Below are 24,820 nucleotides of genomic sequence, written 5' to 3'. Positions count from 1 at the left end.
AACGCGCGGAAGGCGCGCGGGGCATCGGCAATCCGCCTGAAATGATTGGCGTTTCTCTGCGCTTACGCTCCATTAACCATAACCGCTGGTTACTTTTTCGGACGTGACGCCTGCCCTCGCGAAACGTCGAGCGACGATAAAAAAGCGGCGGGGCCGAAGCCCCGCCGCCGGATCTTGCTTGCGATGTCGTCCGCGATTTAGCGGAGCAGCTGGAGCACGCTCTGCTGCGACTGGTTGGCCAGCGACAGCGCGGAGACCGCGATCGACTGGCGGGTCGACAGCGCCTGGCTGTTGGCCGCCTCGACATTGGTGTCGGCCAGGGTCAGGTTGGACGAGCCGGTCTGCAGCACGTTGATCAGGTTCTTGTTGAAGTCCTGACGCACCTGCACGATGGTCAGGTTCGAACCCAGAGCGGAGGCTTCCGAGCGCAGCGTGCTCGAGGCCGTGTTCAGGTTGGTCAGCACCTTGTTGGTGGCAGCGTTGTCGATGAAGTCGACACCGCTGGTCAGCGCAGCAAGGCCCAGGCCCTTGGAGTTGTAGGTCACGCCGGTGATGCTCAGGCTCGACTTGGCGGTTTCGTCGAACACCAGCTTGAGCTGGTCGCCGTTCAAGAGGTTGACACCGTTGAACGAGGAGTCCTGTGCGGTCGAGTCGATCTGCTGGAGGATGTTGTTGTACTGAGAGACCAGGTTCGCACGCGAGGTCTGCGCGACGACGTCCTGGACGGGGGTGGAAGCCGTCGAGAAGGTCAGCGACGAGGTCAGCGTGCCGCCGATCGCACCACCTGCGGCGCTCGAACCGATGGTCGAGGACGCGTAGTCGTTGGTGGTCGAGATCGTCAGCAGGCCGTTGGCGTCGATCGTCGCGGACAGGTTGTTGGCCTGAAGCTTCGAGTTGAGCTGATCGAGCGTCTTGACCGTGCCGTTGGTGCCGTCGCCGAAGGTGACGTCAACCGCGGTGCCGCCGTTGAAGGAGGTGAAGGTCAAGGTCTTGCCGCTGATGCCGCCGATGCCGGAGGTGCGCGCCGCCGAGAACGCGGTGGCGGTGCCGGTGTTGCCGGCAAGGCCAAGCGCATTCAGCGCGTTGCCGGTGCCGGTGATCGCCAGGTCGGCATTGATGCCGGTCGAGAGCTTGAGCTGGCCGGAGGCGTTGATCGACGAGGCGATCTGGCCGGAGGCGGCCGCAAGCGTCGCGGCACCGTTGGCGGCAATGGTGGCGGTCTGCACGCCGGTGGCAAGGTCGATCGCGTTGAGCACGTCGGAGACATTGCCGGCCTGGAGGTAGACCGTCGAGTTGCCGTTGCCGTCGGTGATCACGTTGCCGCTCTTGCCGAAGCCGGTCGGGATCGCCGGGGCGTTGGCCGAGCCCGGGACCGGCGCGTTCTTGAAGGTGATGACCTTACCGTTGACGTTCAGCGTCGAACCGTCCGTGATCAGAGCGCCCAGCGAGGCCGAGCTGGTCGTGCGGGTCGCCGTCGCCGTGGCGTTGCCGCCACCCGTTGCGGTGGTCAGACCCAGCGACTTGAGCAGGTCGGCCTTGCCCGTCACGGACACATCCGCACCCGCCGAGCTCTTCAGCGTCACGATGCCTGCGGTCATCGACGACGGCGTCGCAGCGGAGGCAGCGCCGATGGTCGCAGCACCGTTGGTGATCGTCGAGGTCTGCACGCCGCTGGCGAGGTCGATTGCGGTCAGCACGTCATTGACGGTCGCAGCCGGGGTGCCGGCGGTGCCGAGATAGACGGTGGTGTTGCCGCTGCCGTCGGTCACGAGGTTGCCGCTGACGCCCGAGCCGGTCGGGACCGCGGCTGCCAAGGGGGCCGAGCCGGAACGGAAGGTGATGGTCTTGCCGTTCACCGTCAGCGTGTCGCCGTCGGCGGGAGCCGTGCTGATCTTCGAGGCGGCGGTGGTGCCGATCAGGGTCATCGTGCCGGTGACGGCGGTCGTGCCGTCGGCGGCGTTCACGGCCACCGTGTTCGAGAACGTGCCCTGGGTCGCGCCGAGCGTCGTCGTGCCGGTCGCAGCGGTGGTGCCGCCGGCAGCGCCGCTGTACAGCACGTTGCTGAGCGCGGTGTTGCTGGCATAGGACGTCGTGCCGCGCAGGTCGGCCGCGGTCGCACCCGAGATCGTGGTGGAGACGTTGGACTTGGTGGAATAACCGACCGTGGTCTGCAGCGCCTGGTTGGCGATCGACTTGGCGCTGTCGATCAGCTTCTGCAGCGAGGTGATGCCGGTGTTGGCGGCCTGCAGCACCTGCACGCCATTGGCGATGCCGTCGAGCAGGTTGTTGATGTCGCTGGCGCGGTTGTCGAGCGACTGTGCCGTGAAGAAGTTGGTGGGATTGTCGAGAGCCGAGTTGACGCTCTTGCCGGTCGACAGACGGCTTTGCGTGGTGGCGAGAAGGTCAGCGGTGGACTGGAGAGAAAGGAGGTTCTGACGAACCGACGAAGAGAGAACGATACCGGACATTGAGTGTTACCCTTCTGGTACGCAACGCAACAAAACTTCGATTAGGATTAATCGATGCCGGGACGGTGAACGCAGACGGCTAACAAAGCATAAAGCGCGTCGCGCCAAGCCTTGCGCGGATTCACCATACGGCAGCGTAACGCTCAGTCGAGCTCCCGCATATCGCCCTGATAAGACGGCGCTTTCTTGCCCAAGGGGGAGGCATTTGCCACTCGTCAACCATAACTGAGAGTACGCAATTGCTGCATCCAAATGCGGCGTTCCCGTCTTGGCGAGCGGCACAGGGATGCCGGTACAAAAGCAAAGCGGCGGGGCCGAAGCCCCGCCGCCGGATCCTGCTTGCGATGTCGTCCGCGATTTAGCGGAGCAGCTGGAGCACGCTCTGCTGCGACTGGTTGGCCAGCGACAGCGCGGAGACCGCGATCGACTGGCGGGTCGACAGCGCCTGGCTGTTGGCCGCCTCGACATTGGTGTCGGCCAGGGTCAGGTTGGACGAGCCGGTCTGCAGCACGTTGATCAGGCTCTTGTTGAAGTCCTGACGCACCTGCACCACCGAGAGGTTCGAACCGAGGCTCGAAGCCTCCGAGCGCAGCGTGCTCGACGCAGCGTTCAGGTTGGTGAGCACCTTGTTGGTGGCAGCGTTGTCGATGAAGTCGACACCGCTGGTCAGCGCAGCAAGGCCCAGGCCCTTGGAGTTGTAGGTCACGCCGGTGATGCTGAGGTTCGACTTGCCGGTTTCGTCGAACACCAGCTTGAGCTGGTCGCCGTTCAAGAGGTTGACGCCGTTGAACGAGGAGTCCTGAGCGGTCGTGTCGATCTGGTTCAGGATGTTGTTGTACTGAGAGACCAGGTTCGCACGCGAGGTCTGCGCGACGACGTCCTGGACGGGGGTGGAAGCCGTCGAGAAGGTCAGCGACGAGGTCAGCGTGCCGCCGATCGCACCACCTGCGGCGCTCGAACCGATGGTCGAGGACGCGTAGTCGTTGGTGGTCGAGATCGTCAGCAGGCCGTTGGCGTCGATCGTCGCGGACAGGTTGTTGGCCTGAAGCTTCGAGTTGAGCTGATCGAGCGTCTTGACCGTGCCGTTGGTGCCGTCGCCGAAGGTGACGTCAACCGCGGTGCCGCCGTTGAAGGAGGTGAAGGTCAAGGTCTTGCCGCTGATGCCGCCGATGCCGGAGGTGCGCGCCGCCGAGAACGCGGTGGCGGTGCCGGTGTTGCCGGCAAGGCCAAGCGCATTCAGCGCGTTGCCGGTGCCGGTGATCGCCAGGTCGGCATTGATGCCGGTCGAGAGCTTGAGCTGGCCGGAGGCGTTGATCGACGAGGCGATCTGGCCGGAGGCGGCCGCAAGCGTCGCGGCACCGTTGGCGGCAATGGTGGCGGTCTGCACGCCGGTGGCAAGGTCGATCGCGTTGAGCACGTCGGAGACATTGCCGGCCTGGAGGTAGACCGTCGAGTTGCCGTTGCCGTCGGTGATCACGTTGCCGCTCTTGCCGAAGCCGGTCGGGATCGCCGGGGCGTTGGCCGAGCCCGGGACCCGGCGCGTTCTTGAAGGTGATGACCTTACCGTTGACGTTCAGCGTCGAACCGTCCGTGATCAGAGCGCCCAGCGAGGCCGAGCTGGTCGTGCGGGTCGCCGTCGCCGTGGCGTTGCCGCCACCCGTTGCGGTGGTCAGACCCAGCGACTTGAGCAGGTCGGCCTTGCCCGTCACGGACACATCCGCACCCGCCGAGCTCTTCAGCGTCACGATGCCTGCGGTCATCGACGACGGCGTCGCAGCGGAGGCAGCGCCGATGGTCGCAGCACCGTTGGTGATCGTCGAGGTCTGCACGCCGCTGGCGAGGTCGATCGCGGTCAGCACGTCATTGACGGTCGCAGCCGGGGTGCCGGCGGTGCCGAGATAGACGGTGGTGTTGCCGCTGCCGTCGGTCACGAGATTGCCGCTGACGCCCGAGCCGGTCGGGACCGCGGCGGCAAGTGGCGCCGAGCCGGCACGGAAGGTGATGGTCTTGCCGTTCACCGTCAGCGTGTCGCCGTCGGCGGGGGCTGTGCCGATCTTCGTGGCGGCGGTGGTGCCGATCAGGGTCATGGTGCCCGTCACAGCGGTGGTGCCGTCGGCGGCGTTCACGGCGACCGTGTTCGAGTACGTGCCCTGGGTCGCGCCGAGGGTCGTCGTGCCGGTCGCAGCGGTGGTGCCGCCGGCAGCGCCGCTATACAGCACGTTGCTGAGCGCGGTGTTGCTGGCATAGGACGTCGTGCCGCGCAGGTCGGCCGCGGTCGCACCCGAGATCGTGGTGGAGACGTTCGACTTGGTGGAATAACCGACCGTGGTCTGCAGCGCCTGGTTGGCGATCGACTTGGCGCTGTCGATCAGCTTCTGCAGCGAGGTGATGCCGGTGTTGGCAGCCTGGAGCACCTGAACGCCGTTGGCGATGCCGTCGAGCAGGTTGTTGATGTCGCTGGCGCGGTTGTCGAGCGACTGGGCCGTGAAGAAGTTGGTGGGATTGTCGAGAGCCGAGTTGACGCTCTTGCCGGTCGACAGGCGGTTCTGCGTGGTGGCGAGCAGATCGGCGGTGGACTGGAGGGAGAGCAGGTTCTGACGAACCGACGAGGAGAGAACGATACCGGACATGACTCTGTTACCTTTCTGGTAAACGACGCTACTGTTACGCGTCTGCTTGGATCGAGATTGACCCAGCGACCGCCGGACCGTGGCGTCGAGACTTCTAACGAAACATGAAATGAAACCCGTGCTTTTGCTGGCTCGCGCATGATTCGGGTGTGGGAGCTGCGCGCACCGCCGCACCGCCGCACGCGTATCGCTTTGACAATGTTGAGCTTTTTGGCGCGAACGTCAGGGATTTACAGCTCGTTAACTAATTACAGGCGAGAATCAGGCCTTGATGAGCCGCAACGAACGCTCGGTTACGAAAGCGTTGATGGAGAACAGGCATGGCCCTCAAGGTCGAGCTCAGACCGCACGAACGCATCATCGTCGGTAACTGCGTGATTACCAACACGGACCAGCGCGCCCGCCTCCTGATCGACGGCGACAACGTGCCGATCCTGCGCGAGCGCGACATCCTCACGCCGGAGACCGCCGATACGCCCGCCAAGCTCGTCTATCTGGCGGTCCAGCTCATGTACATCTCGCCGGATCCGCAGACCCAGCACGGCACCTATTTCAACCTGGTGCGCGACATCGTCACCGCGGTGCCGAGCTCCTGGCCGATCATCGAAGGCATCAACAACAACATCCTGAACGGCGACCTCTACCGGGCGCTGAAGGACGCCCGCAAGCTGATTGCCTATGAAGAGAAGCTGCGGGATCAGTACGCGGCCTCGCATCCCAAGGCGGAAGCGGACAAAGCCGACGTGAGCTCCGCCGCCTGACCATACACTTTCGCGTACCCAGGCCGCGCGAACGATAACGGCCCCGGATCGCCTCCGGGGCCGTCGTCGTTTCAGGCATGCATCAATGCTACTGCGCCGCGAGCGGCGGCGCCTCGACCTCGATCAGTCCGCCGCTGCTCCGCCGTCCGCCGAACTCCAGCACGGCCGCAACCAGCGTATCGATGTCCGCCTCCTCGGTACGGTGATTGACGATCGCGGCGCGGATCGCAAACCTGCCGTCCAGCGTCGTGCTCGACGGCGCCGCGACGCCGGACTCCTGGACGTCGGCGACGATCTCGCGATTGACCGCATCATCGGCACGGTAGCGGAAGCAGACGATATTGAGGTTGACCGGCGCCAGCAATTCCAGCCGAGGTTCGGCCAGCACGCGCGCCTCGAGATATTTTGCGAGCGCGCAGCTTCGCGCGATCGCCGCACCAAGCCGATCGGTGCCGAACGTCTTCAGCGTGAACCAGGTCTTCAGCGCACGGAAGCCGCGCGACAGATCGGGGCCGAGATCGCAGGGCCAGACCGCGCCCGCTGCAAGCCCCCTCGCCTCGCGACGCAGATAGGCCGCCGGCTGCACAAAGGCCTGCCGATGCTGCTCGCCGTCGCGCACCAGCAGGAAGCCTGCATCGTAAGGCACCTGCCCCCATTTGTGGAAGTCGAGTGCAATGGAATCCGCGAGCTCGATGCCACCGAGCAGCGGCGCAAGCTCGGGTGACAGGATCGCGAGCGCACCGAAAGCGCCGTCGACGTGAAACCAGATTCCTTCCTCGCGGCACAGCTCGGCAATTGCCCTGAGATCGTCGATCGCGCCGATATCGACCGTGCCGGCGGATGCGACCACCAGGAAAGGCTTGAAGCCGACCTCGCGATCGACAGCGATCTGCGCGCGCAGCGCGGCAACGTCGACGCGATGATCGGCATCGACATCGATCTTGCGCAACGCATCGGTGCCGAGCCCGGCAACGTCCATCGCCCTGGAGACGCAGCCATGCGCAGCCTGCGACGTGTAGGCCGTGAGCAGCGCACCGTCATTGCCGATGCCGTGCTGCCGCGCCAGCGTGCCGAGGGCGCTCGTACGCGCCACCAGCACTGCCATCAGATTGGCCATGGACGTGCCCGTGACGAAGATGCCGCTCGCGCTGTCGGGAAAGAGGAACAGTCGGCGCATCCAGTCGACGACCTGGCGCTCGACCTCGATCGGCATGTGGTCGCGCCCGCCGAGATTGGCGTTGAGGCCTGCCGCAAGCATGTCCGCGAGCATGCCGACTGCGCTGCCGCCGCCATGCACCCAGCCCATGAAGCCGGGATGGACGTTGCCGGTCGCATAGGGCGCGACATGCTCGGAGAATTCGCGATAGACCTCGGCGAGCTCGCGCGGCTCGCGCGGCACGTCGGCCCTGAATGCCGCACGGACGTCATCGGGGATCGGCCGCCAGACGGGGCGCACCCGAACGTTGGCAATGCCGTCGATCGTCTCATCCAGCATGCGATGGGCCAGCGCGCGAAATTCGCTCCAGTCCTGCGGATCGAGCGAAGTACTCGTGATAGAGCTTTGCGTGTTGCGGATGATCTCGTTCATGCTGCGCTCTCCCTGCCCATCTTTGCACGCCGCGACAGCATCGCCGTGAACGCGGCAAAGATCTTGCGCATCTGCGGCGGCTTGTAAGGAAACACGGCTGGCGAATCCATGTTGTGCACGACGGCGGTGTTGTCGGCCTCGAACACCAGCAGCTCGCCCTTCTCGTTCTCGGCGCAATCGACGATGAAATAGTCGAGCCCGACGCGCCGGCTCATCTCGTCGAGCGCGCTTCTATGGCGAGCGGCGAAGGCGTGGTCGAAGTCGCGCATGAAGACGGCTTCCTCGGCCCGCTTCTCCTCGCTGAATGCCATGTAGGCGTTGAGATACCAGATGTCCCAGCGGTCGGCGATCGCCATGTGGCACGCGTAAGGCTCGCCGTCGACCATGGCGAGACGATATTTGCGGTAGAGTCCGTCGGGGCTCACATAGTCGACGAAGCGCGCGACGAAGAAGTCCTGCTCTTTCCGCTCGGCGAGATAGGCCGCGAGCGCCGCCGCATCATCGAGCTTCGCGAGCCCGACGCCGGCATGCGAGCCGCGCGGCCGCGCGATGATCGGAAAATGCAATTCGGCCGCGATGTCCCCGCAGGCGATCTGCCCTCGCGAAAGATCGGACAATTGCGCGCGCGTCGCGTGGATGGTGGCGGGAATGTCCAGACCCGGCACACCAGCCAGCAGCCGATGCAGCTTGTCGCGATCGAGATTGCCGATGCGATCGGGGCGGTTGAGCAGCGGCCGCGGCCAGTGCGGCGCGGCCTTTTCGATCAGGGCGAGCGCCTCACGGCATTCCTCCGAATCGGACGCGACCACGATGGCGACGTCGTGCTCGGGCAAGGTTTCCGGCAGACCGACGCCCTTGACCACATAGAGGGTCAGCAGCTCGACGTCGGAGCCTTCGAGCAGGAAGTCGATCGGCGTGTTGCCGCCCATGTCGATGTCGGCTGCAAGCGCGAGCACGCGCAAGCCCGGCTTCGGGGCGGTGCTGGGCGTACGGAACAGTTGATGAAAGGTCAGCACCTCGGATTGGATCGCAAGCCCCTGATCCTTGTCGCCCAGAAGCTGAGTGATCAACGACAGATCCAGCCCTTCGCCCGCGAGCGCCGTCCCCGCCGCGATCCGCGCCACGAGCTGGTTGCGCAATGGATGCAGATCGACGCCTTCGAAAGCCTGGCGCGTCAGCTGCGCAAAGCCGATGCGGTCGGCATAGTTCGCCGCGGTCAAGCCGATCGGCGCGGAAACTGGATGCTGCATCTCACACCTCGAATGCAGACTTGATCGGCGCGGCCGCGGCTGCGCCACGGCCGAGCAGCAGCTCGATCTTCACCAGGACATGGGCGATGCGGTCGAGAACGCGCTGCACATTGCGCCGCGCCTCCGCCCTGTCCGGCGACCAGGCCTCCGTCACGAGCCGTGCGCCGACGCAGAGTCGCAACACGGCCTGCGGCGTCCCGTCCTGCCGCTCCAGCCGGACCGGCTGGCCAATCAGACAGCGCTGCGCGGCGACGTCGCGGTCGGCTGCGCTGCCGCCGATCTCCTCGCTCATGTCACGCGCCAGCGCGCGATGAACGGCGCCGGTCTCGGCAATCGAGACCGGCTTGCCGTCGCGCAGCAGCGTGAACGGAAAGATGGTGCGTTGCGCGAACTCCTCGTCGTCCACCCCCGCCATCTTGGTCGCCGCTGGAACAGGGCAAAGCGAGGCCGACAACGCGATCATGCTGTCGATGCCGGCAGCAAGCTCGGCGAGCATCCCGGCGCGGAAAGCCCCGGGCACGGCGTAGTAGCTGCCGATCTCGGCCAGCGCCGCCTCCCAGCGCAGCCATTGACCGAAATTCGGACGGCGTTCGAAGCGCGAACGCAGCGCCGTCCAGCCCATCGGCCAATCGCAATGGCCGGCGTAATCGAAGATTCCAGGCGCGATCCCCTCGATCCGGTCGAGCGAGCGCGAGAGGCCCTTCGGCACCAGCAGCGCACCGGAGAAGGCAGGCCCGCCGAAGAATTTCGAGCCGCTGATCAGCACCATATAGCCGCGGTCGAGATAAGAGCGCAGCTGGCGGCGACCGAGCCTGGCCTGGCAGGCGTCGACGACGATCTGGACCTTGCGCGGCCAGCGCCGCGCGATCTCGTCGAGGCACGCCGCGCTCGGCGCGCGCCAGCCGAGCTTCGAGGAATCCATGATCTGGAGCAGCACGGGCGCACCTTGCGCGATCGTGGCCTCGACCGCATGCAGCACCGCCTCATCGGCATCCGCCCGCATGGCGATCCCCGGCGCGGCTTCGCACAATGGCAACGCAAGACTTGCGCCGGCGAGCCCGGCAACCGCACCGTCCTTGCGAACCGCAATGCCGCTCGCCGTCATTGAGCTGAAATGGTGCCCGCGGGCGGTATGGATCGTCCCGCTGCCAGTCTGGTCGGCGCCGACCATGATCGTCACCGGCCGCGCGCCGAGTATCGTGCGCGCCAGGAACAGGGCGTGGAGCTGGGAGTCCGTGCCGGACGGCGAGAACACCACGTCGACGCGCGGCGAGAGCTGGAGATGGCCGCGCAGCTCGTCGCGCATGTCCTCGCAGCGTGCATCGAAGGCGACCTCGACCTCGTCGAACAGGCACTTGTGCATCAGCTCTTCGCGCGCCAGCGCGGCACGGTCATAGGCCGCCTGCGAGATCGTCGACGCGGTCGAGGAGGCGAAATTCCAGACCTCCGGCTCCGGCGAGGCCGCGCAGCCATAGGCGTTGACGCGGTCGTTCGGATCGAGCGCGAGCCGCGGATCTCCGCCGGAGACCAGCAGCGTGTCGAGCGGCGTGAAGAGATCGCGCAGGCGATAGCGCGAGCCGCCGTCGGACGCGCGTTCCGGTTCCGACAGACGGGATGCGCCGGTGCTCATCCCGGACCGCTCACGCCGCGGCATCGGCCGCCGCTGCAGGCACGGCTGCGAATTGCGAGGCGATGTCGCCGCGGAACACCGACGGCCCGACGTGATCGAGCGAGCTCTGGATGTCGGCCCAGATCTCGCCGCCGATATCGGTCCAGCGCTTGCAGAAGGCGAAGTCCTCGGACAGATACGTGCCGGTTGCCGGATCGATCATGCATTCGAACAGCGCGAACCGGTTCGGGCTCGCGACAAGCGTATCGTGCGAATGCTCGCGGAAGAATTGCAGGCTCGCATAGTCCGGGTGGCGGCACATCGCCTCCAGCACGTGGCGCCGGATCATCAGGAAACCCGTGCCCGCATAGCGCACGCGGGTGAACCCGTTGACCACCACAATGCGGTCGGGATCCTCGATCTCGAGCACGTAGTCGAGTGAGGCGGCCGGCACGTCGGCCCGACCTGACTGGATCGCACGCGCGGCCTTGTCCCAATTGACCCGCTTGATCGGATAGCAGCCGGCGACGACGTCCGCGCCGCATTCGATCAGGCGGAACACCTGCTCCGGCTTGAAGCCGATATCGGCATCGATGAACAGGAAATGCGTCGCTCTGGGATCGTCCAGAAACATCGCGACCAGGTTGGCCCGCGCCCGCGTGATCAGCGCGTCGCCGTCGCGCAAATGCACCTTGAGCTCGAGATTGGACATGCCGTGCACGGCGCGCTGGAGCGCGAAGATCGAGCTCGCATAGATGCTCGACACCTGCCCGCCGAAGCAAGGCGTCGCCACCACCAACTGCATCTTGTCCGACATCGACCGCTCCGCCCCCGCTGCAATCCTCACCAAGAGGTAAACAGGCATGGTTAACGGCGTCTTAACGCGGCCTTACAGGAACTTGACGAGCGAAAGCTGCGCGAGGTTCGAGGTGACCTGGTAGGACGCCTGCAGCGCGTTCTGGAGCGCCAGAATCTCGCTCGCAACCTGGTCCGGCGAGGCCGATTCGGCTTGGTCGATAATGGTCTGGAGCTGCGCCTTGGCCTGGGTCTGGCGCGTGGTCGCATCCTTCATCGTGTTCTGGGCCATCGCGATATCGGTCTGGATGTCCTCGATGCGCTGCTGGCCGGGCTGCTGGGTAAGCGCCTGCGTCACCCGCAGGCTCAGCGCCGAGACCTGCCCGCCCGAATATTGCCCTGTCGGCGAGGTCGAGAAGGTCCCGAACACCGCGATCGCCTGCAATTGCCGGCGGATCGCATCCTCGTTCGCCTGGGCGCCATATTGCACCGTAATGGCATCGTCGACCCGCGCCATCGCGGTCGAGCGCGGCGAGCCGGGCCCGTCATTGCCCAGGTACCATTTCACGGTGGTGGCGGATCCGTTCACCAGCGTGGTTGCCGAGCTCGCCGGCGACGAGCCGACGCGCAGCGGCGGCTGCGTGGCGGTCACCGGCGTCGAGCCGAACCCGAGCGCGGTCAGCGCGCCGGTGTTCGACGTTGTGATGTTGAGGCTCGCCGCATCGTCGGTGTTGATCGTGATCGAGCCGCCATGAACCGTCGAGGGCTTCGACGTCCCCGTGATCTGGTCGATCTTGCTGAGCAAGGTCTGGATGCTGTCGGTGACGTTGAGCTGGTTGCCGGTCGCACCCGAGCTGACGAAGGTCAGCGTGGTGCCGTTGACGGTGATGGTGTCGCCCGCGACGAAGCCCGGCGAGATCGAGTCCGAGGGGCTGGCGCCCGATAGCGCCGTCGCGCCGGTCACGGGAGCCGGCGGCGCCGCCTGGTTGTTGACCGGCGTGCCGATGGCCGAGCTCGCGGTGTTGAAGAAATTGTCGCCCGCGGTTACGGCAGACGCGGCCGCCAGCGAGGTGTTGGCGAGCTTCTGAATCGCGGTGTTCAGCGCCGTGTTGAGGTTCGCGGCGGTGTTGTTCGGATTGACGGGGGTGCTTGCGTCGATCGCGAAGCTGCCGAGCGGCGTCGGCGTTGCCGTCGAGGCGGTCAGGTCGATCTGCTCGGTCGTGCCGTCCGGCAGGGTGAACTGGACGCTCAGCTTGTCGCCGTTGTTCGGGTTGACGCCGTTGAGATCGACCGAGAACGACACCGGCGAGCCGCTCGGACCGGTGACGGTCGCGCCCGTCAGCGTCGAGGACACCGCCTTGATCTTGAGCCCGAACGGCGAGCCCGCGACGTCTTCCGATACCTGCACCGAGCTCGGCGTCGGCTGCGTCTGCACCAGGCGGCCCATGCCGTTGGCGCCTAAGTCGGCGGCCTGGCGCTCCGCCATGACGGTCTTGAAGCCGGCCTGCGTCGTGGTGCCGTTGATGATGTCGCCGGCATCCGCGACCGACTGCGTGTTGACGGCCGTTCCGGAGAACAGATAGCGGCTGCCGGTCTGCGTGTTGAGGACGCCGACCATCGAGCCGAACTGGGCGGCGGCGGTGTTCTGCGCGACGGTCTGGCCGTTGACGTTGAGATCCTGCGCGGTAGAGGCCGAGCCGGTCTGCACCGTGCTGCGGATCTTCGTCAGCGACTGCAGCGCGGTGTTGGCCAGGTTGATGCTGACGTTGACGTTGGTGATCGTGTCGGTATAGGCGGCGATGTTGGAGAGCTGCGCGCGCCCGGCGATCGCAAAGCCCTCGTTGGTGCCCATGCCGGAATAGTTCTGCGACAGCTTGCCGGTCGAAAGCTGCGTCGACAGGTCGGTGAGCTGCTGATTGATGTTGCGGATCTGCGCGCCGAGAACCGACGAAGAGTAGTTGATGCTGCTGATCGACATGTTTCAGAGCCCTATTACTGTTTACAATTGAGCCTGGATCAACGTGTTCATCATGCTCTGCACCACCGACATGACGTGGGCGTTGGCGGCATAGGCATTCTGAAGCTGGATCAGGTTCGACATCTCCGAGTCCAGATTGACTTTGGAGGTCGAGTCGAACTTGGCCTGGAGCGTCGAGACCACGACGCTCTGGCCCTGCTGGAGCTGGGTCGCCTGGGTCGCGGCGTTGGCCTGGACGCTCAGGAACTGCTGGAGGTAGTTCGAGACGCTGCCGGTGAAAGGCTGGCTCGCCGAGCCGAGGCCGCTCTGCGGCGAATAGGAAAACACCGCACTGGTGAGCTGCGAATACAGATAGTCCGAACGTGTGGTGTCGCCCGAAGGCGTCACCGGCGACGTGTTGTAGACCGACAGCCGGGTCGGATCGGAGACCAGCTGGGTGTTCACGGCGATGCGCCCGGCAAGCCCGGTCATCTGCGAGCCGGACGCCGTGATCGCGCCGGTGTAGAGCGCCTGCCCGCCGTCGGTGAACAGCGGCAGCTGCGGATTGCCCGAGGTCAGCGACGAGATCGTCTTGGTGGTCGAGGCCGAATTGACCTTGGCAAGGCCGGTGTTGTCGTCGGTCACCCGCAGCGTCGTGGCGGTCGCCGGCGACGGGGCGGCGGAGAACGACAGATGCGTGCCCGACAGCGCGGTGTTGAGCGCAGAGGCGATCGCGCCCATGCCGGCGGAGAAGTTGACGCCGATCCGCATCGGGTTGGCGTTCGTCTCGTTCTGGAGCGGCAGCGCGGCCGGGTCGGTCACGTTGACGAGCGTGATCTGGCGCTGCGTATTGGTCGCCGTGTCCGTATAGGTGATGTTGACCGTGTTGCCCGGCAGCGCACCAGCCAGCTCGAGATCGAAGCCGGCCGGCGGGCCGGAGACCGTGCTGCCCGCCGTGGTCTTGTCCGACAGCGCGCTCGCCATCGTCGCGGCGAGCTGGTCGATCTGGTTCTGCGCCTGCACCAGCGTCTGGTCGCGCAGCTTCAGGTCGGCCGCGATCTGGCCGGACGACACCACGTTGTTGGCGACGACGTCGACCTGCGAGCCGTTCGGCAGCTTGATGTTGAACGCGCCGACCCCGGACTTGGCCGGATCGATGTTGTAGAGCGAGGTCGCCGACAGCGCGCCGGCGGAGGCAAAGGAGAATTCCGAGGCGAGCCCGGCGCCGACCAGCTGAATGCCGGTCGTGGTGTAGATGTTGGCCTGGTTCGAACCGTCAGTGGTGACGCGGACGTCGACATATTTCGACAGCGTGTTGATGGCCTGGTCACGCTGGTCCATCAGCGTGGCGGCCGAGGGATCGTTGGCCGACAAGCCCTGGAGCTTGGTGTTGATCTCCGCGATCTGCTTCATCGCCGCATTGGCAGCTTGCGCCGAGTTGCCGAGATCCTGCTCGACGTTGGAGCGCAGCGACTGGATGCCCTTGGTGGTGACGTTGAGCTGCGTGGCCAGCGCCTGCGCGGCGCCGAGCGCAACGGTCTGCGCCGACGACGCGCCCGAGCTGGTCGAGAGCGCCTGGAGCGCCGTGGTGAATTTGTTGAGCGCGCTTTCGAGCGTCCCGGCATTGCCAGGGGTGCCATAGACATTCTGAAGCTGCTTCAGGATGTTGGCCATCTGGTCGGCGTAACCGCTGCCGCCGGTCTCGGTCCGCAGCTGGTTCTGTACGAAGGTATCGAGCTCGCGGCTGACGCCGGTCGTCATCGCCGTCGAGCCGAACTCGCCGGTGGTGACCTCGATCTGGTTCGGCGTCTGGACGACGTAACCCGGCGTCTGCGCATTTGCGACGTTCGAGGAGACGATCGAGAGCGCGGCCTGGTTGGCACGCAGGCCGCTCATCGCACTGGCGAGGGCTGAACTCAAACCCATATCACTGACCCGCCTTTGGTTACGTTACGCGCCGATCAGCGCAACACGTTCAAGAGGTCCTGCACCATCGAATTCGCGGTCGTGATCACCTTGGTGTTGGCCGAATAGGCCTGCTGGGTCACGATCAGCTTGGTGAATTCGTCGGCGATGTCGGTGTTGGATCCCTCCAGCGACGAGCCGCTGATGGTGCCCGAGGCGCCGTCGATCGCGTCTCCCGACTGTTCAGTCGCGGCATAGGCGCCGCCGTCCATCGCCTTGAGGTAGTTGGTGCCGTTGAAATGCGACAGCTGCACCTGCGCGAGGTTGAGGTTCTGGCCGTTCGAGAAGGTGCCGACCACGACGCCATTGTTGTTGACGGCGACCGAACGGAGCTGACCGGCGGCATAGCCGTTCTGGGTGATGGTGTTGATGGTCACCGCGCCGCTAGTGCTGGCATATTGCGTCAGCCCGCCCGAGGAGATGTTGAAGGCGACCGAGCCGAGCGACTGGCCGCTGACGGTGACGTTGTTGATGGTGATGCCCGAACCGCTCGGCGAGGTCAGCGAGCCGTCGGCAGCAAAGGTGAAGGTCTGCCCGGTGTTGACCCAGCCGACCGTGGTGCCGGTCGCATTCGGATCGGTCTGATAGAACAGGTTCCAGCTGTCGGTATGCCCGGCGCCGAGCGATGCGCTGTCGGTCTTGGCCCAGCGCAATTGCAGGTTCACCGGCGTGCCGGCGGCGTTGTAGGCGGTCACCGCGCCGCCGCTGATCGATTCCTTCGTGAAAGTAGCAATGTCATTGCCGATCACGCCGCCGGTGCCGGCCGTGCCGCCACCGTCGCGATTCCTGGTGATCGTCGAGGTGAAGCCGAGCGCCGAGAAGGCCGCGCTGTTGGAGCTGGACACCGTCAGGTTCGAGACGGTGCCGGTGTTGAGCGTGATCACGCCGCCGCTGCTGACCGACGACCCCGAGGCGCCGGAGAGCGCGTCGATCTTGCCGAGCAGGGTCGTGACGTTGTCGGTGACGTTGATCTGGTTCGGTCCCGAGGCGCCCGAGTTCATGAAGGTCAGGGTCTGACCGTTGACGGTGATGGTCTCGCCTGCGGAGAAGCCGGATGTGAGCACCTGGGCGCCACCGGCGGTCGCAGTGCCGCTCAGCACCGTCGCGCCCGAGATCGCCGGCGAGGACAGCACGTTGCCGCCGCGCGTCACGCTGCTGATGCCAAGGGCGGTAGCGGCCGTGCCGCTGCCAATCGCGACGTCGGTGCCGGTGCCGGTGGCGATCTGGATATTGCCACTGACCGAGAGCGACGCGGTGACGCCGGCGCCGCCAGCAGTCTGGATCGCGTTCAGGATGTCGGCCACGGTCGCCGTGGTGCCCGCACCGAGGCCGATCGTGGTGTTGCTGCCGACGGTGGAGACCGTGGTGCCGCCGTTGAAGGTGATGGTGTTGCCGTTGATGGTCAGCGTCTGGCCGCTCAGCGCCGTCAGAATGCTGGAGGCGAGATGCGTGCCGGCGGCATTGTCGAGCGACGTGGTCGTCGAGGCGACAGCCGAGGAATTGTTCTGGAGCGCAACCGTACCCGTGGCCGTCGTCGACGAGTAGGCCGAACGGACGTTGCCGGTTGCGGCAGCGCCCGAAACCGTTGCGTTGGCGTAGGGCGCGGGCGGCGTGCCGACCGGCAGCGGGTTGGCCGCGAAATCGGACGGGTTCAGACCGCCGGCCGCGAGCAAAGTGCCGGTCGAGGCCGTGGTTTTCGCCACCGTGTTCGGCTGGGTCGGCAGGTTCGCCGCGTACTGGATCGAGGTGGTCGCCTGCGCCGGAATGAAGTTGTTCTGGAATTGCAGGACGTTCGCCACGCTGCCGGTCGGGTTGCCGGTCTTCGGGTCGACTGTGACGCCCATCAGGTAATAGCCGGCGCCGTTGACCAGATTGCCGTTGGCATTGAGCTGGAAGTCGCCACGCCTGGTGTAGTAGGTCACGCCGGTGAACACCGGCACGTTGTCGACGACGCCGCTCGCCTTCTGGATCGAGAAGAAACCGTCGCCGGTGATCGCCATGTTGGTGGCGACGGTGGAGGATGAGATCGTTCCCTGCGTGGTGATGGTGGCCTTCGCGTTGGCCGTCACGCCGCCTGCGACCTGCTTGCTCGGGACCGATGAGTCGGGAATGAGGTCGACGAAGCTGGTGCCGATGCCCTTGTAACCGGTGGTGGATGAGTTCGCGATGTTGCCGGAAATGTTCTGCAGCGCGAAGGATTGCGCCTGCAGGCCACCCACCGAGGTGTTCATTGCATCGAAGATACCCATAACTTTGTCTCCAAATCCGATCTCGGCGGCCGGTCGACCATGGCCGCAATCGGAAAGAGACGTCGCAAGGCCTATGCCAATGCGGGTATCTTCAGCAAATCAATGACTTAGACAAACAGGCCCCGGTCGGATGACCGGGGCACAATTGCCGGGCCGGCAACAATTGCCGGGCCGAAATCGTCGTTCCGGAGCGATGCGAAGCATCGAATTCTGGTGCGCAATTGCGCACCTGAGAACCTCGAGATTCCGGATTCGATGCTGACGCATCGCTCCGGAATGACTCCGGCGAACCTACGTCGCCGACGCCGCAGCCGGGTGGAAGACCAGCCCGAAACCGTCGATGCAGTAGCGCAAGCCGGTCGGCTTCGGACCATCGTCGAAGACATGGCCGAGGTGGCCGCCGCATCGGCGGCAATGCACCTCGGTGCGCACCATGCCGTAGGTGCGGTCCTCGGTCTTGCCGACATTGCCCTCGATCGGCGCATAGAAGCTCGGCCAGCCCGTCCCGCTTTCGAACTTGGTCTCGGACGCGAACAGCGGCAGATCGCAGCCGGCGCAGGAGAAGATGCCCTTGCGGTGCTCCTTCAAGAGCGGGCTGGAGCCGGGCCGCTCGGTGCCGTGGTTGCGCAGGATCTCGTATTGCTGCGGCGTGAGCTGGGCACGCCATTCGGCCTCGGTCTTCACAATCTCGAACTTTTCCGCGGCCTTCTCGCCAGCCTCGGCGGGGGATGCTCTCAGCCAGCGGAAGGCCGAAAGGCCGAACAGGCCGGCGACAGTCGTGAGCAGGATGCGGCGGTCAAACATGTCATTCTCCGTGCGCGGGAAGTCCACGCCCTGAGATACGGGCTTCTGTCGGCCGACGTTACACGTTCGGGCGGGATTTTTCGCGGGCTTATTGCGGGACGTCGGCGTCCTGCGCGGCAGGTTCCGCAGCCTGTTTCACACCTTGGGCCGCATATTCCGGTGCAGGCGCCGGCCGCGGCCGCACACCGGGCGGCGGACGGCGCGGCCCGGTGCCGGCAGCGCGGTTTGCCTCGGCGAGACGGGCCTCGCGCTCCCTGTCCTTGATCCTGGCACGTTCGCGGTAGCGGGCCAGCGAGCCAGCGGCGGCGGAACTCGCCCTGCTCCAGATGCCGACCAATTGGCCGGCAACGCGGCCGGTCGCCCCGCCCGCCCAGACCAGCTCGAACGGTGAGAACAGCTTCCAGCGCTCATCGCCCCACAAAATGCTGCGCGCGATCATCTGTCCGGCCATGGCCGACGTATTCATGCCCTGGCGGCCGAACCCACTCGCCACCCATAGACCTTTGCGCAGCTGGCCGATCTGCGGCATACCGTGCACGGTCTGGCCGGTGGCGCCGCCGAACATCTCGGTGATCTCGACATCGCCGAGTTCGGGGAAGATCGTGCGGATCCGCCGCCTGACGGCGCCGGCGAAGCGCTGCGGCCGCGCCGCCCAGGTGGTCTCCGGGCTCTCCCACATCAGCCGGTCGCCGTCGACGATCCGGAAATGGTCGACGCCATCGGAATCCATCACCGATCCCTTGAAGGCGATGATCTCATGCAGGCGCTCGCCGAGCGGCGCGGTAATGCCGGCATAGCGCCAGACCGGCAGCAGCGTCTCCGAAAGGCGCTTCAAGGGCGCGCCGAGATGGATGTTGCCGGCGAGCACGATGTGGGTCGCGCGCAGCCGCGCCGATGGCGTGACGATGCGCTTGCGGATGCCGGAATGATCGATGCTGACCACCGGCGTATCCTCGAAGATGCGGGCGCCTGCCCGCCGCGCCAGCGCCGCCAGGCCGTGCACATATTTGCGGCCGTCTACCCGGAACGCTTTGGGGTAATACACGCCGTGGAAGTAGCGATCGGTCCTGAGCATCTCGCGGACGCGATCGACCTGCCAGCCCTCGACCTCGGTGTCGAAATCCTCATGCAGCATCTGCAACCGGTTGATCAGCCGGTCGCCGGTGTCGACGTTGGAGACTTCCAGCACGCCGTCGCGAAGGCCGATTCCCGGCATGTTCTCTTCCGTGGCATTGGCACGGACGAACTCGGCGCCCTCCTTCGACAGCGCCCACAATTCGCGGGCGTCCTCGAAACCGATGCGCTCGATCAGGTCGGTGAGCGGCAGCGCAAAGCCCGGCATCACGGTGCCGATCTGGTTGCCGGAGGCGTTCCAGCCGATATGGCGGCCCTCGAGCACTGCGACACTGGCCCCGAGCCGGGCCGCTTCCAGCGCGATGGAAAGCCCGGCGAGCCCCGCACCGATCACGCAGACGTCGGCGTCGAGATCGAACGACAGCCGCGCGCGGTCGCGAAAGCCGGCTTCTTCCTGGGGCACGCTTGTGAAAGTCTCGCTCATGGCGTTTCTTAGGATACCCACCCGGCGCTTGTCACCTTGTCCTCAACCGGCGCCTGTAGATTATCCTGGACCCGTAACGATTCGAGAATGCCATGCGCCGTTTGATGCTGCTGCGTCACGCCAAGACCGAGACCGACGCACCGAGCGGCCGTGACCAGGACCGCCGGCTCGACGAGCGCGGCCACAAGGATGCCGCGCAGATGGGCGACTGGATCGCCTCCCATCCACCGTTCCCCGATACCGTGCTGGTGTCGCACGCCGTGCGAGCCCGGCAGACCTGGGACATCGCCTGGGAGGCGATGAGGGACCGCGTCCCCGCGCCGCAGGTCGAGGTCCTGCCGGAGCTCTATGGCGCCGGTGCCGCCGAGATCCTGGAAGCCATTCGCACTGCAACCGCCCCGGCCGCCCCAAAGCGGTTGCTGCTGATCGGCCACAATCCCGGCATGCACGAGGTCGCCCTGATGCTGATCGGCGGCGGCGATCCCGATGGCGCCAAGGCGCTCGGCCACAACCTGCCCACAGCGGGGCTTGCGATCTTCGACTTTGACGTCAAGGATTGGGAGGACGTGGCCTACCGCCGCGGCAAGCTGGTGCTGTTCGTCAGCCCCAAGCTGCTTCGATCGGGCTAGAGACGCGCGGGCGCCGTCTCGACCGGTTGATCCAGCCTGGTTCACAGGGAGGCGCAGATGTTCAAGTCCATCCTCGTGCCCATCGACCTCGCCGACACCGATCTGGCCAAGCCGGCGATCGCGACCGCGGCGACGTTGTCGCAGACCTGGAGCGGCATGGTGCGCCTGCTCAACGTGCTGCCGATGACACCGGTGATGCTGGCCGAATATGTCCCGGCCGATTTCGACGAGCAGCAGCGCCAGACCTCGGAAGAAGCGCTTGCCATCGTCGCGCGCGAATCCGGCATCGAGCCTTCCCGCATATCGAGCGTGGTGCGCCAGGGCGGCATCTATCACGAGATCCTGGAGGAAGCCGCGCACATGAAGGCCGACCTGATCGTCATGACCTCGCACCGGCCGGCGATGCGCACCTATTTCCTCGGCTCCAACGCGGGGCACGTCGTGCGCTACGCCAAATGCTCGGTGCTGGTGGTGAGGCACTGAGTGTCGTCATAGCAGACTCCGCTCTCGTGCCCCGGACGCTGCGCAGCACGAAGTGATGCGCTGCAGAGCCGGGGCCCATGGCCGCTCGCGCCGCGAATCCCGGATATCGCTCCGCTCATCCGGGCTACAAGACCCTGTATCGCCCGTCGGGCAAAACACCCAAAGCATCGGTCAAGACGCTTCGTCAAAAATATTCCACTTTACCGAAATTCGGAAACGGCATTTGTGTCGCCGCAACCCGGCCCAAGGAAGAGGGGCGTATCGCGATCGTCACGAACGCGGGCTGGGCGGCGGTGGACGCGGGTCACGTCGGCGCGAAGGGTTTTGCAGGGCGGGCAACCGTGAGCAAGGGCCTCGCGCACACGACCGGTGTGACTGGCGTACGGCAAAATCGTGTGGTCCTGGCGCCCGGGGTCTGTGCGCCAAGTCTTGCGGTGATGTGTGTTGCCCGACCGGGCACGCGCATCAGCCATCCGCAAGGCGACGGGGGCAATAGTGCATCGCTCCCCGGGGAGAGCGCGACATAAGCCGTCAAACCACTGCGCAGGGAAGGCTGGGATGTCCTGGCTTCACCTGTATGCCGCTGTGCAGATTTTCTGACTGCAAACCTCGCACAGTGGACCGCGGGTGCCAGCCGGCTCCCGGCCTTCCCTGCGCCCTCTTTCAGTTGAGGGTGAGATGACGGAAGCAAAGCTCGGGCGAAATGAGCCGCGAGGATGCGAAGGTGTGTCGATTGTTGGGAAATCAATACCTATGCCGCGAGCACCAATCTATGACCGTCACACTGAGGTGCTCTCCATGCGACGCAACGCGTCGCGTGGGGAGCCTCGAAGGGCGACGCCCGGCTGCATCTCGGCCGTTCATCCTTCGAGGCTCGGCCTGCGATGCGTCCGCATCGCACGCCTCGCACCTCAGGATGACGGTGGGTACTGCCTCCGCAGAAAGACTTTGGATTGCTTCGCGGAGCCTGTCATCGGGCCGCGCTTCGCGCGGACCCGTTGGCTCGCAATGACGATGTTGAGACAGTTGCGCGCAACAACTTCGCTCTCGTGCCCCGGACGCAGCGCAGCGTCTCTTCGACGATGCGCTGCAGAGCCGGGCCCCATGCATCAGCGAGTGCGGTCGCTGGGTCCCGGCTCTGCGCAGCAGCGTTTCACGCTGCAGCGCGTCCGGGACACGCGAGGAACGCGCAGTCGAAGGAGATCACAGATACCGCGACAGCTCGGTCTTGAACTGCCCGTACACCGCGTCCTCGATCTGGCTGCGCGTGATGCCGATGTCGCGCAGGGCGCGGTCGTCGAGCTCGTTCAGCGTCTTGACGGCGGAGCGGCGCTCCAGGCGGTTGAACAGTGCAGAGACGCCATGGGCGAGCGCAGTGAAAAATCCGCCCGACGAGGATGGGCGTAAGCTCCGCCCGGCAGTTTGCGAGATCGTGGTCATTTTTCTTCTCCGGCCTGTCGTCCCGCGCGGCGAAGCCGATGCCGTTGGCGCGGACGCTTGTGGGCGCCTGCACCTCATTTGCCGTCGGATTGCTCTCGCTCCCCTCGGCTCAATCGCGGAACTTGATGGACTTGATGGAACTTAAATGCTCCAGTACACTCCTCGGAGCAAGTAAAACATTGCTCTCGGTGCAATAATGTCCAAGTTCGAGTACGTGAAGCTTGCCGATGCCATTGCGGCCGATATCACTAACGGCACGTTAAGGCCCGGCGACCGGCTGCCGCCGCAGCGCAATTTTGCCTATGACCGTGGCATCGCGGTCTCGACCGCGAGCCGGGTTTATACCGAATTGCTCCGACGCGGGCTCGTGGTCGGCGAAGTCGGGCGCGGCACGTTCATCTCCGGCGACGTCAGGCGTCCCGTCCAAACGATGAGCGAGCCTGTCGAGGCGCGCGTCAATTTCGAGATCAATTATCCGCTATTGCCGCAGCAATGGGCGATGATCGCCAAGAGCCTTGCGGGGCTCGAGCGCATCGACGCGCTCGAATCCGCGCTGCGCGTTTCGACCAGCACCGGCACGAAGAGTGCGCGCGTCGCTGCCGCCGCCTATCTCGCGCGCAAGGATTTTGCGCCTCAGCCCGAGCAGATCTTCTTCACCGCCAACGGCAAGCAATCGCTCGCGGCCGCGCTCGCGGCACTCGTTCCGACCGGTGGCCGCTGCGGTGTCGAGGCGCTGACCTATCCTTACGTCAAGAGCATCGCCGCGCGGCTCGGTGTGACGCTGGTCCCGATTCCGATGGACGAATTCGGCGCGCGACCCGACGCCATCCAGAAGGCGCATCGCGAGGCCCACCTGTCGGCGCTGTATCTGCAGCCCATCATCCAGAATCCGCTCGGCGTCACCATGAACGCGGCGCGGCGCGCCGACATCATGCGCGTTGCCGAAAAGCTCGATCTCACCATCATCGAGGACGCCGTCTACGGCTTCCTTGCCGACGACACGCCGCTGGCCGCGCTCGGGCCCGACCGCTGCATCGTGATCGACAGCCTATCCAAGAAGGTCGCGCCGGGCCTTGCGCTCGGCATCCTGGTCGCGCCGCCTCACTTACGCGAAAGCGTGATGAGCGCGGTCCGCACCGGTGGCTGGATCGCCTCCGGCCACGCGCTGGCGGCCGGACAGCGGCTGATGGCCGACGGCACCGTCGCCGAGCTGACGCGTCTGAAGCGCATCGACGCCGCGCGGCGCCAGCAGACCGCCGCGAGGCTCTTGGCCGGCTACCAGCTCGCCGCCGATCCGCGCTCCTATCATCTCTGGCTGACGCTGCCGACGCACTGGCGCTCGCAGACCTTCGTCGCCGCAGCAGCAAGGCGGGGCATCGCGCTGACACCGTCCTCGACCTTCGCGATCGCGCATGGTCACGCGCCGAACGCGGTGCGGCTCGCCCTCGCCCCGCCTTCGCCCGAGCAGCTCGATTCCGGCCTGCGCACGATCGTGTCGCTGCTCGGCACCAAGGAAGAGGATTTTGACTCGACAGAGTAGCGTGCGGCGAAGCTAAGGCAGCAAGGTCTTCGGCACGCAATCAAGACTATAGCTCCGCGGCTGGTTGCGCCGGACGAAGCCACCGACCTGCCAGGCGAACAGCGCGGCAAAGCCGAGGATGAACAGCACGCCGGCGAATTCACCGATCAGAAGCGCGCGGATCAACAGCCCGGCCATCGCCACAGTCAGCACCGCGAGCAATGCCAGCACCGCCGCATAGGTCTTGCGACCGAGACCTGCGGTCAATTCGGCGCGGCTGCCCGCTTTCGCCATCCGCGCATGGAGCTCGATGAGAAAATCGCGAAAGCCGCTGTCCTGCGGCGCCATCAGGGCCGCGGTCTGCCAGCTCGTCGACAGGATCGCGATGCGGCCGCCGCCGGCGCGGCTGACATCGGCGCGAAAGCGGTGCTGCTGCATCGATACGGGGCGGAACGACAGCCGGATCGCCGAGATCTCGTCGTAGCGCCACAGGCCCGAGCGTCCGGCGATGTGCCAGGACAATCCCTCCTCCGTCAGCTCGAAGCGATGCGCCGAGCCGATCAGCGAGGCCTTGTAGGCGTAGCTCGTGGCCGAACCAGCTTCAGCTCCCCGCATATCGACCATTGATCCCGTTCGCGATCGGCTTGCGCGATCGCCTCCAGCCATCCTACAAGCGGGGCATGGCTGAGACGACCTTTTTTCCGCGCCGCCTGATTCTCGGCGCCGCAATGATCTCCGGCGTGTTGCTCGCGCTCGCGGTGCACATGCTGGGCGCGCGCTACGGTCTCGACCTCGGCGGCCTCTGGCGTCCCAACACGCATGAGTTCATCCCCGCGGGCGCCGCGATCGCCTGGTGGCTGATCGCCACGGTCGGCTTCTCCGGCGGCTATTTCACGGCGAGCTTGATGCAGAGCGCCGTCTCCGGCCAGATCCCGCAGCGGATGCGGCAGTTCCTGATCGCGGTCGGCGTGCTCTTGCTTGCGGGGGCGGGCCAGGCGGCCTCGGCGCCGAGCCCGATCCCGACCGTCTCGGGCGTGCTCGCCGGGCTTGCCGCCCTGTGCCTCGGTGCCGTGATGGCGTTCTGCGGCGCGCATTTCGCGCTGCGCCGCGGCTAA

General features: G+C 65.7%; 18 protein-coding genes and 1 pseudogene. 6 read left to right on the top strand and 13 right to left on the bottom strand.

Annotated elements, in window-relative coordinates:
- Positions 1-197: 197 nt before the first annotated feature.
- Together ACVIIV_RS19645 and ACVIIV_RS19640 are read right to left on the bottom strand one after the other, a co-directional pair.
- Positions 198-2,468, bottom strand: coding sequence for a DUF1522 domain-containing protein (locus ACVIIV_RS19645; RefSeq protein ID WP_456745636.1), 2,271 nt, complete (start codon positions 2,466-2,468; stop codon positions 198-200).
- Between the two features lie 358 nt (positions 2,469-2,826).
- Positions 2,827-5,098, bottom strand: a pseudogene (locus tag ACVIIV_RS19640) (DUF1522 domain-containing protein).
- 320 nt (positions 5,099-5,418) lie between these two features.
- On the opposite strand from ACVIIV_RS19640, the gene flbT reads away from it, so the two are divergent.
- On the top strand, positions 5,419-5,859 hold the full coding sequence (gene flbT / locus ACVIIV_RS19635; protein ID WP_456745635.1) for a flagellar biosynthesis repressor FlbT: 441 nt from the start codon (positions 5,419-5,421) through the stop codon (positions 5,857-5,859).
- Between the two features lie 88 nt (positions 5,860-5,947).
- On the opposite strand, the gene ACVIIV_RS19630 is transcribed toward flbT, so the two are convergent.
- The 9 genes from ACVIIV_RS19630 to ACVIIV_RS19590 form a co-directional block, all read right to left on the bottom strand.
- Positions 5,948-7,447 carry a pyridoxal phosphate-dependent decarboxylase family protein gene (locus ACVIIV_RS19630; RefSeq protein ID WP_456745634.1) on the bottom strand — a complete coding sequence of 500 codons (1,500 nt, stop codon included), beginning with the start codon at positions 7,445-7,447 and terminating at the stop codon, positions 5,948-5,950.
- Positions 7,444-8,697, bottom strand: coding sequence for an ATP-grasp domain-containing protein (locus ACVIIV_RS19625; protein ID WP_456745633.1), 1,254 nt, complete (start codon positions 8,695-8,697; stop codon positions 7,444-7,446). Before ACVIIV_RS19625 ends, ACVIIV_RS19630 begins: the two co-directional genes overlap by 4 nt.
- A 1-nt stretch (position 8,698) precedes the next feature.
- Complete coding sequence (locus tag ACVIIV_RS19620; protein WP_456745632.1) at positions 8,699-10,327, bottom strand: hypothetical protein; 1,629 nt, start codon at positions 10,325-10,327, stop codon at positions 8,699-8,701.
- A 10-nt stretch (positions 10,328-10,337) separates the two neighbouring features.
- Entirely contained in the window at positions 10,338-11,123 is a 786-nt protein-coding gene (locus ACVIIV_RS19615; RefSeq protein ID WP_100236769.1) for a hypothetical protein, read from the bottom strand.
- Positions 11,124-11,195: 72 nt separating this feature from the next.
- A complete protein-coding gene (locus ACVIIV_RS19610) occupies positions 11,196-13,079 on the bottom strand; it encodes a flagellar protein (RefSeq protein ID WP_456745631.1) in 1,884 nt (627 codons plus the stop codon).
- Between the two features lie 21 nt (positions 13,080-13,100).
- On the bottom strand, positions 13,101-14,984 hold the full coding sequence (flgK, locus tag ACVIIV_RS19605; RefSeq protein WP_456745630.1) for a flagellar hook-associated protein FlgK: 1,884 nt from the start codon (positions 14,982-14,984) through the stop codon (positions 13,101-13,103).
- Positions 14,985-15,019: 35 nt separating this feature from the next.
- Positions 15,020-17,272 carry a flagellar hook-basal body complex protein gene (locus tag ACVIIV_RS19600; protein ID WP_456745629.1) on the bottom strand — a complete coding sequence of 751 codons (2,253 nt, stop codon included), beginning with the start codon at positions 17,270-17,272 and terminating at the stop codon, positions 15,020-15,022.
- A 291-nt stretch (positions 17,273-17,563) separates the two neighbouring features.
- On the bottom strand, positions 17,564-18,076 hold the full coding sequence (gene msrB / locus ACVIIV_RS19595) for a peptide-methionine (R)-S-oxide reductase MsrB (protein WP_456745628.1): 513 nt from the start codon (positions 18,074-18,076) through the stop codon (positions 17,564-17,566).
- Between the two features lie 88 nt (positions 18,077-18,164).
- Entirely contained in the window at positions 18,165-19,634 is a 1,470-nt protein-coding gene (locus tag ACVIIV_RS19590) for an NAD(P)/FAD-dependent oxidoreductase (protein WP_456745627.1), read from the bottom strand.
- A gap of 92 nt (positions 19,635-19,726) precedes the next feature.
- Here ACVIIV_RS19590 and ACVIIV_RS19585 point away from each other — a divergent pair, with 92 nt between their 5' ends.
- From ACVIIV_RS19585 to ACVIIV_RS19575, 3 genes are all read left to right on the top strand, one after another.
- Complete coding sequence (locus ACVIIV_RS19585) at positions 19,727-20,263, top strand: SixA phosphatase family protein (RefSeq protein ID WP_456745626.1); 537 nt, start codon at positions 19,727-19,729, stop codon at positions 20,261-20,263.
- A 57-nt stretch (positions 20,264-20,320) separates the two neighbouring features.
- Positions 20,321-20,746: a universal stress protein gene (locus ACVIIV_RS19580; protein WP_456745625.1), complete on the top strand. Its 426-nt coding sequence runs from the start codon at positions 20,321-20,323 to the stop codon at positions 20,744-20,746.
- A 77-nt stretch (positions 20,747-20,823) separates the two neighbouring features.
- Entirely contained in the window at positions 20,824-21,273 is a 450-nt protein-coding gene (locus ACVIIV_RS19575) for a hypothetical protein (RefSeq protein ID WP_456745624.1), read from the top strand.
- Between the two features lie 676 nt (positions 21,274-21,949).
- On the opposite strand, the gene ACVIIV_RS19570 is transcribed toward ACVIIV_RS19575, so the two are convergent.
- Positions 21,950-22,186: a DUF1127 domain-containing protein gene (locus ACVIIV_RS19570; protein ID WP_456745623.1), complete on the bottom strand. Its 237-nt coding sequence runs from the start codon at positions 22,184-22,186 to the stop codon at positions 21,950-21,952.
- A 196-nt stretch (positions 22,187-22,382) separates the two neighbouring features.
- On the opposite strand from ACVIIV_RS19570, the gene ACVIIV_RS19565 reads away from it, so the two are divergent.
- Positions 22,383-23,726, top strand: coding sequence for an aminotransferase-like domain-containing protein (locus ACVIIV_RS19565; RefSeq protein ID WP_456745622.1), 1,344 nt, complete (start codon positions 22,383-22,385; stop codon positions 23,724-23,726).
- A gap of 12 nt (positions 23,727-23,738) precedes the next feature.
- Here the strand turns inward: ACVIIV_RS19565 and ACVIIV_RS19560 are convergent, their stop codons facing one another.
- Positions 23,739-24,329: a hypothetical protein gene (locus tag ACVIIV_RS19560; RefSeq protein WP_456745621.1), complete on the bottom strand. Its 591-nt coding sequence runs from the start codon at positions 24,327-24,329 to the stop codon at positions 23,739-23,741.
- Between the two features lie 56 nt (positions 24,330-24,385).
- Between ACVIIV_RS19560 and ACVIIV_RS19555 the strand changes: the two genes are divergently transcribed.
- The gene (locus ACVIIV_RS19555) at positions 24,386-24,820 is read left to right on the top strand and encodes a hypothetical protein (RefSeq protein WP_456745620.1); all 435 of its coding nucleotides are present in this window, start codon (positions 24,386-24,388) and stop codon (positions 24,818-24,820) included.

It is taken from the genome of Bradyrhizobium sp. USDA 4354, from assembly GCF_054060315.1.
This window is presented reverse-complemented; position numbering and strand designations above follow the sequence as displayed.

What these genes read in the sequence shown, in the direction of transcription:
- ACVIIV_RS19645 (WP_456745636.1), bottom strand. Translation starts at nt 2,468, where the DNA reads ATGTCCGGTATCGTTCTCTCTTCGTCGGTTCGTCAGAACCTCCTTTCT.
- ACVIIV_RS19610 (WP_456745631.1), bottom strand. Translation starts at nt 13,079, where the DNA reads ATGTCGATCAGCAGCATCAACTACTCTTCGTCGGTTCTCGGCGCGCAG.
- ACVIIV_RS19565 (WP_456745622.1), top strand. Translation starts at nt 22,383, where the DNA reads ATGTCCAAGTTCGAGTACGTGAAGCTTGCCGATGCCATTGCGGCCGAT.
- ACVIIV_RS19575 (WP_456745624.1), top strand. Translation starts at nt 20,824, where the DNA reads ATGGCCGCTCGCGCCGCGAATCCCGGATATCGCTCCGCTCATCCGGGC.
- ACVIIV_RS19555 (WP_456745620.1), top strand. Translation starts at nt 24,386, where the DNA reads ATGGCTGAGACGACCTTTTTTCCGCGCCGCCTGATTCTCGGCGCCGCA.
- flbT (WP_456745635.1), top strand. Translation starts at nt 5,419, where the DNA reads ATGGCCCTCAAGGTCGAGCTCAGACCGCACGAACGCATCATCGTCGGT.
- ACVIIV_RS19620 (WP_456745632.1), bottom strand. Translation starts at nt 10,327, where the DNA reads ATGAGCACCGGCGCATCCCGTCTGTCGGAACCGGAACGCGCGTCCGAC.
- ACVIIV_RS19615 (WP_100236769.1), bottom strand. Translation starts at nt 11,123, where the DNA reads ATGTCGGACAAGATGCAGTTGGTGGTGGCGACGCCTTGCTTCGGCGGG.
- flgK (WP_456745630.1), bottom strand. Translation starts at nt 14,984, where the DNA reads ATGGGTTTGAGTTCAGCCCTCGCCAGTGCGATGAGCGGCCTGCGTGCC.
- ACVIIV_RS19625 (WP_456745633.1), bottom strand. Translation starts at nt 8,697, where the DNA reads ATGCAGCATCCAGTTTCCGCGCCGATCGGCTTGACCGCGGCGAACTAT.
- ACVIIV_RS19585 (WP_456745626.1), top strand. Translation starts at nt 19,727, where the DNA reads ATGCGCCGTTTGATGCTGCTGCGTCACGCCAAGACCGAGACCGACGCA.
- ACVIIV_RS19630 (WP_456745634.1), bottom strand. Translation starts at nt 7,447, where the DNA reads ATGAACGAGATCATCCGCAACACGCAAAGCTCTATCACGAGTACTTCG.
- msrB (WP_456745628.1), bottom strand. Translation starts at nt 18,076, where the DNA reads ATGTTTGACCGCCGCATCCTGCTCACGACTGTCGCCGGCCTGTTCGGC.
- ACVIIV_RS19580 (WP_456745625.1), top strand. Translation starts at nt 20,321, where the DNA reads ATGTTCAAGTCCATCCTCGTGCCCATCGACCTCGCCGACACCGATCTG.
- ACVIIV_RS19560 (WP_456745621.1), bottom strand. Translation starts at nt 24,329, where the DNA reads ATGGTCGATATGCGGGGAGCTGAAGCTGGTTCGGCCACGAGCTACGCC.
- ACVIIV_RS19590 (WP_456745627.1), bottom strand. Translation starts at nt 19,634, where the DNA reads ATGAGCGAGACTTTCACAAGCGTGCCCCAGGAAGAAGCCGGCTTTCGC.
- ACVIIV_RS19600 (WP_456745629.1), bottom strand. Translation starts at nt 17,272, where the DNA reads ATGGGTATCTTCGATGCAATGAACACCTCGGTGGGTGGCCTGCAGGCG.
- ACVIIV_RS19570 (WP_456745623.1), bottom strand. Translation starts at nt 22,186, where the DNA reads ATGACCACGATCTCGCAAACTGCCGGGCGGAGCTTACGCCCATCCTCG.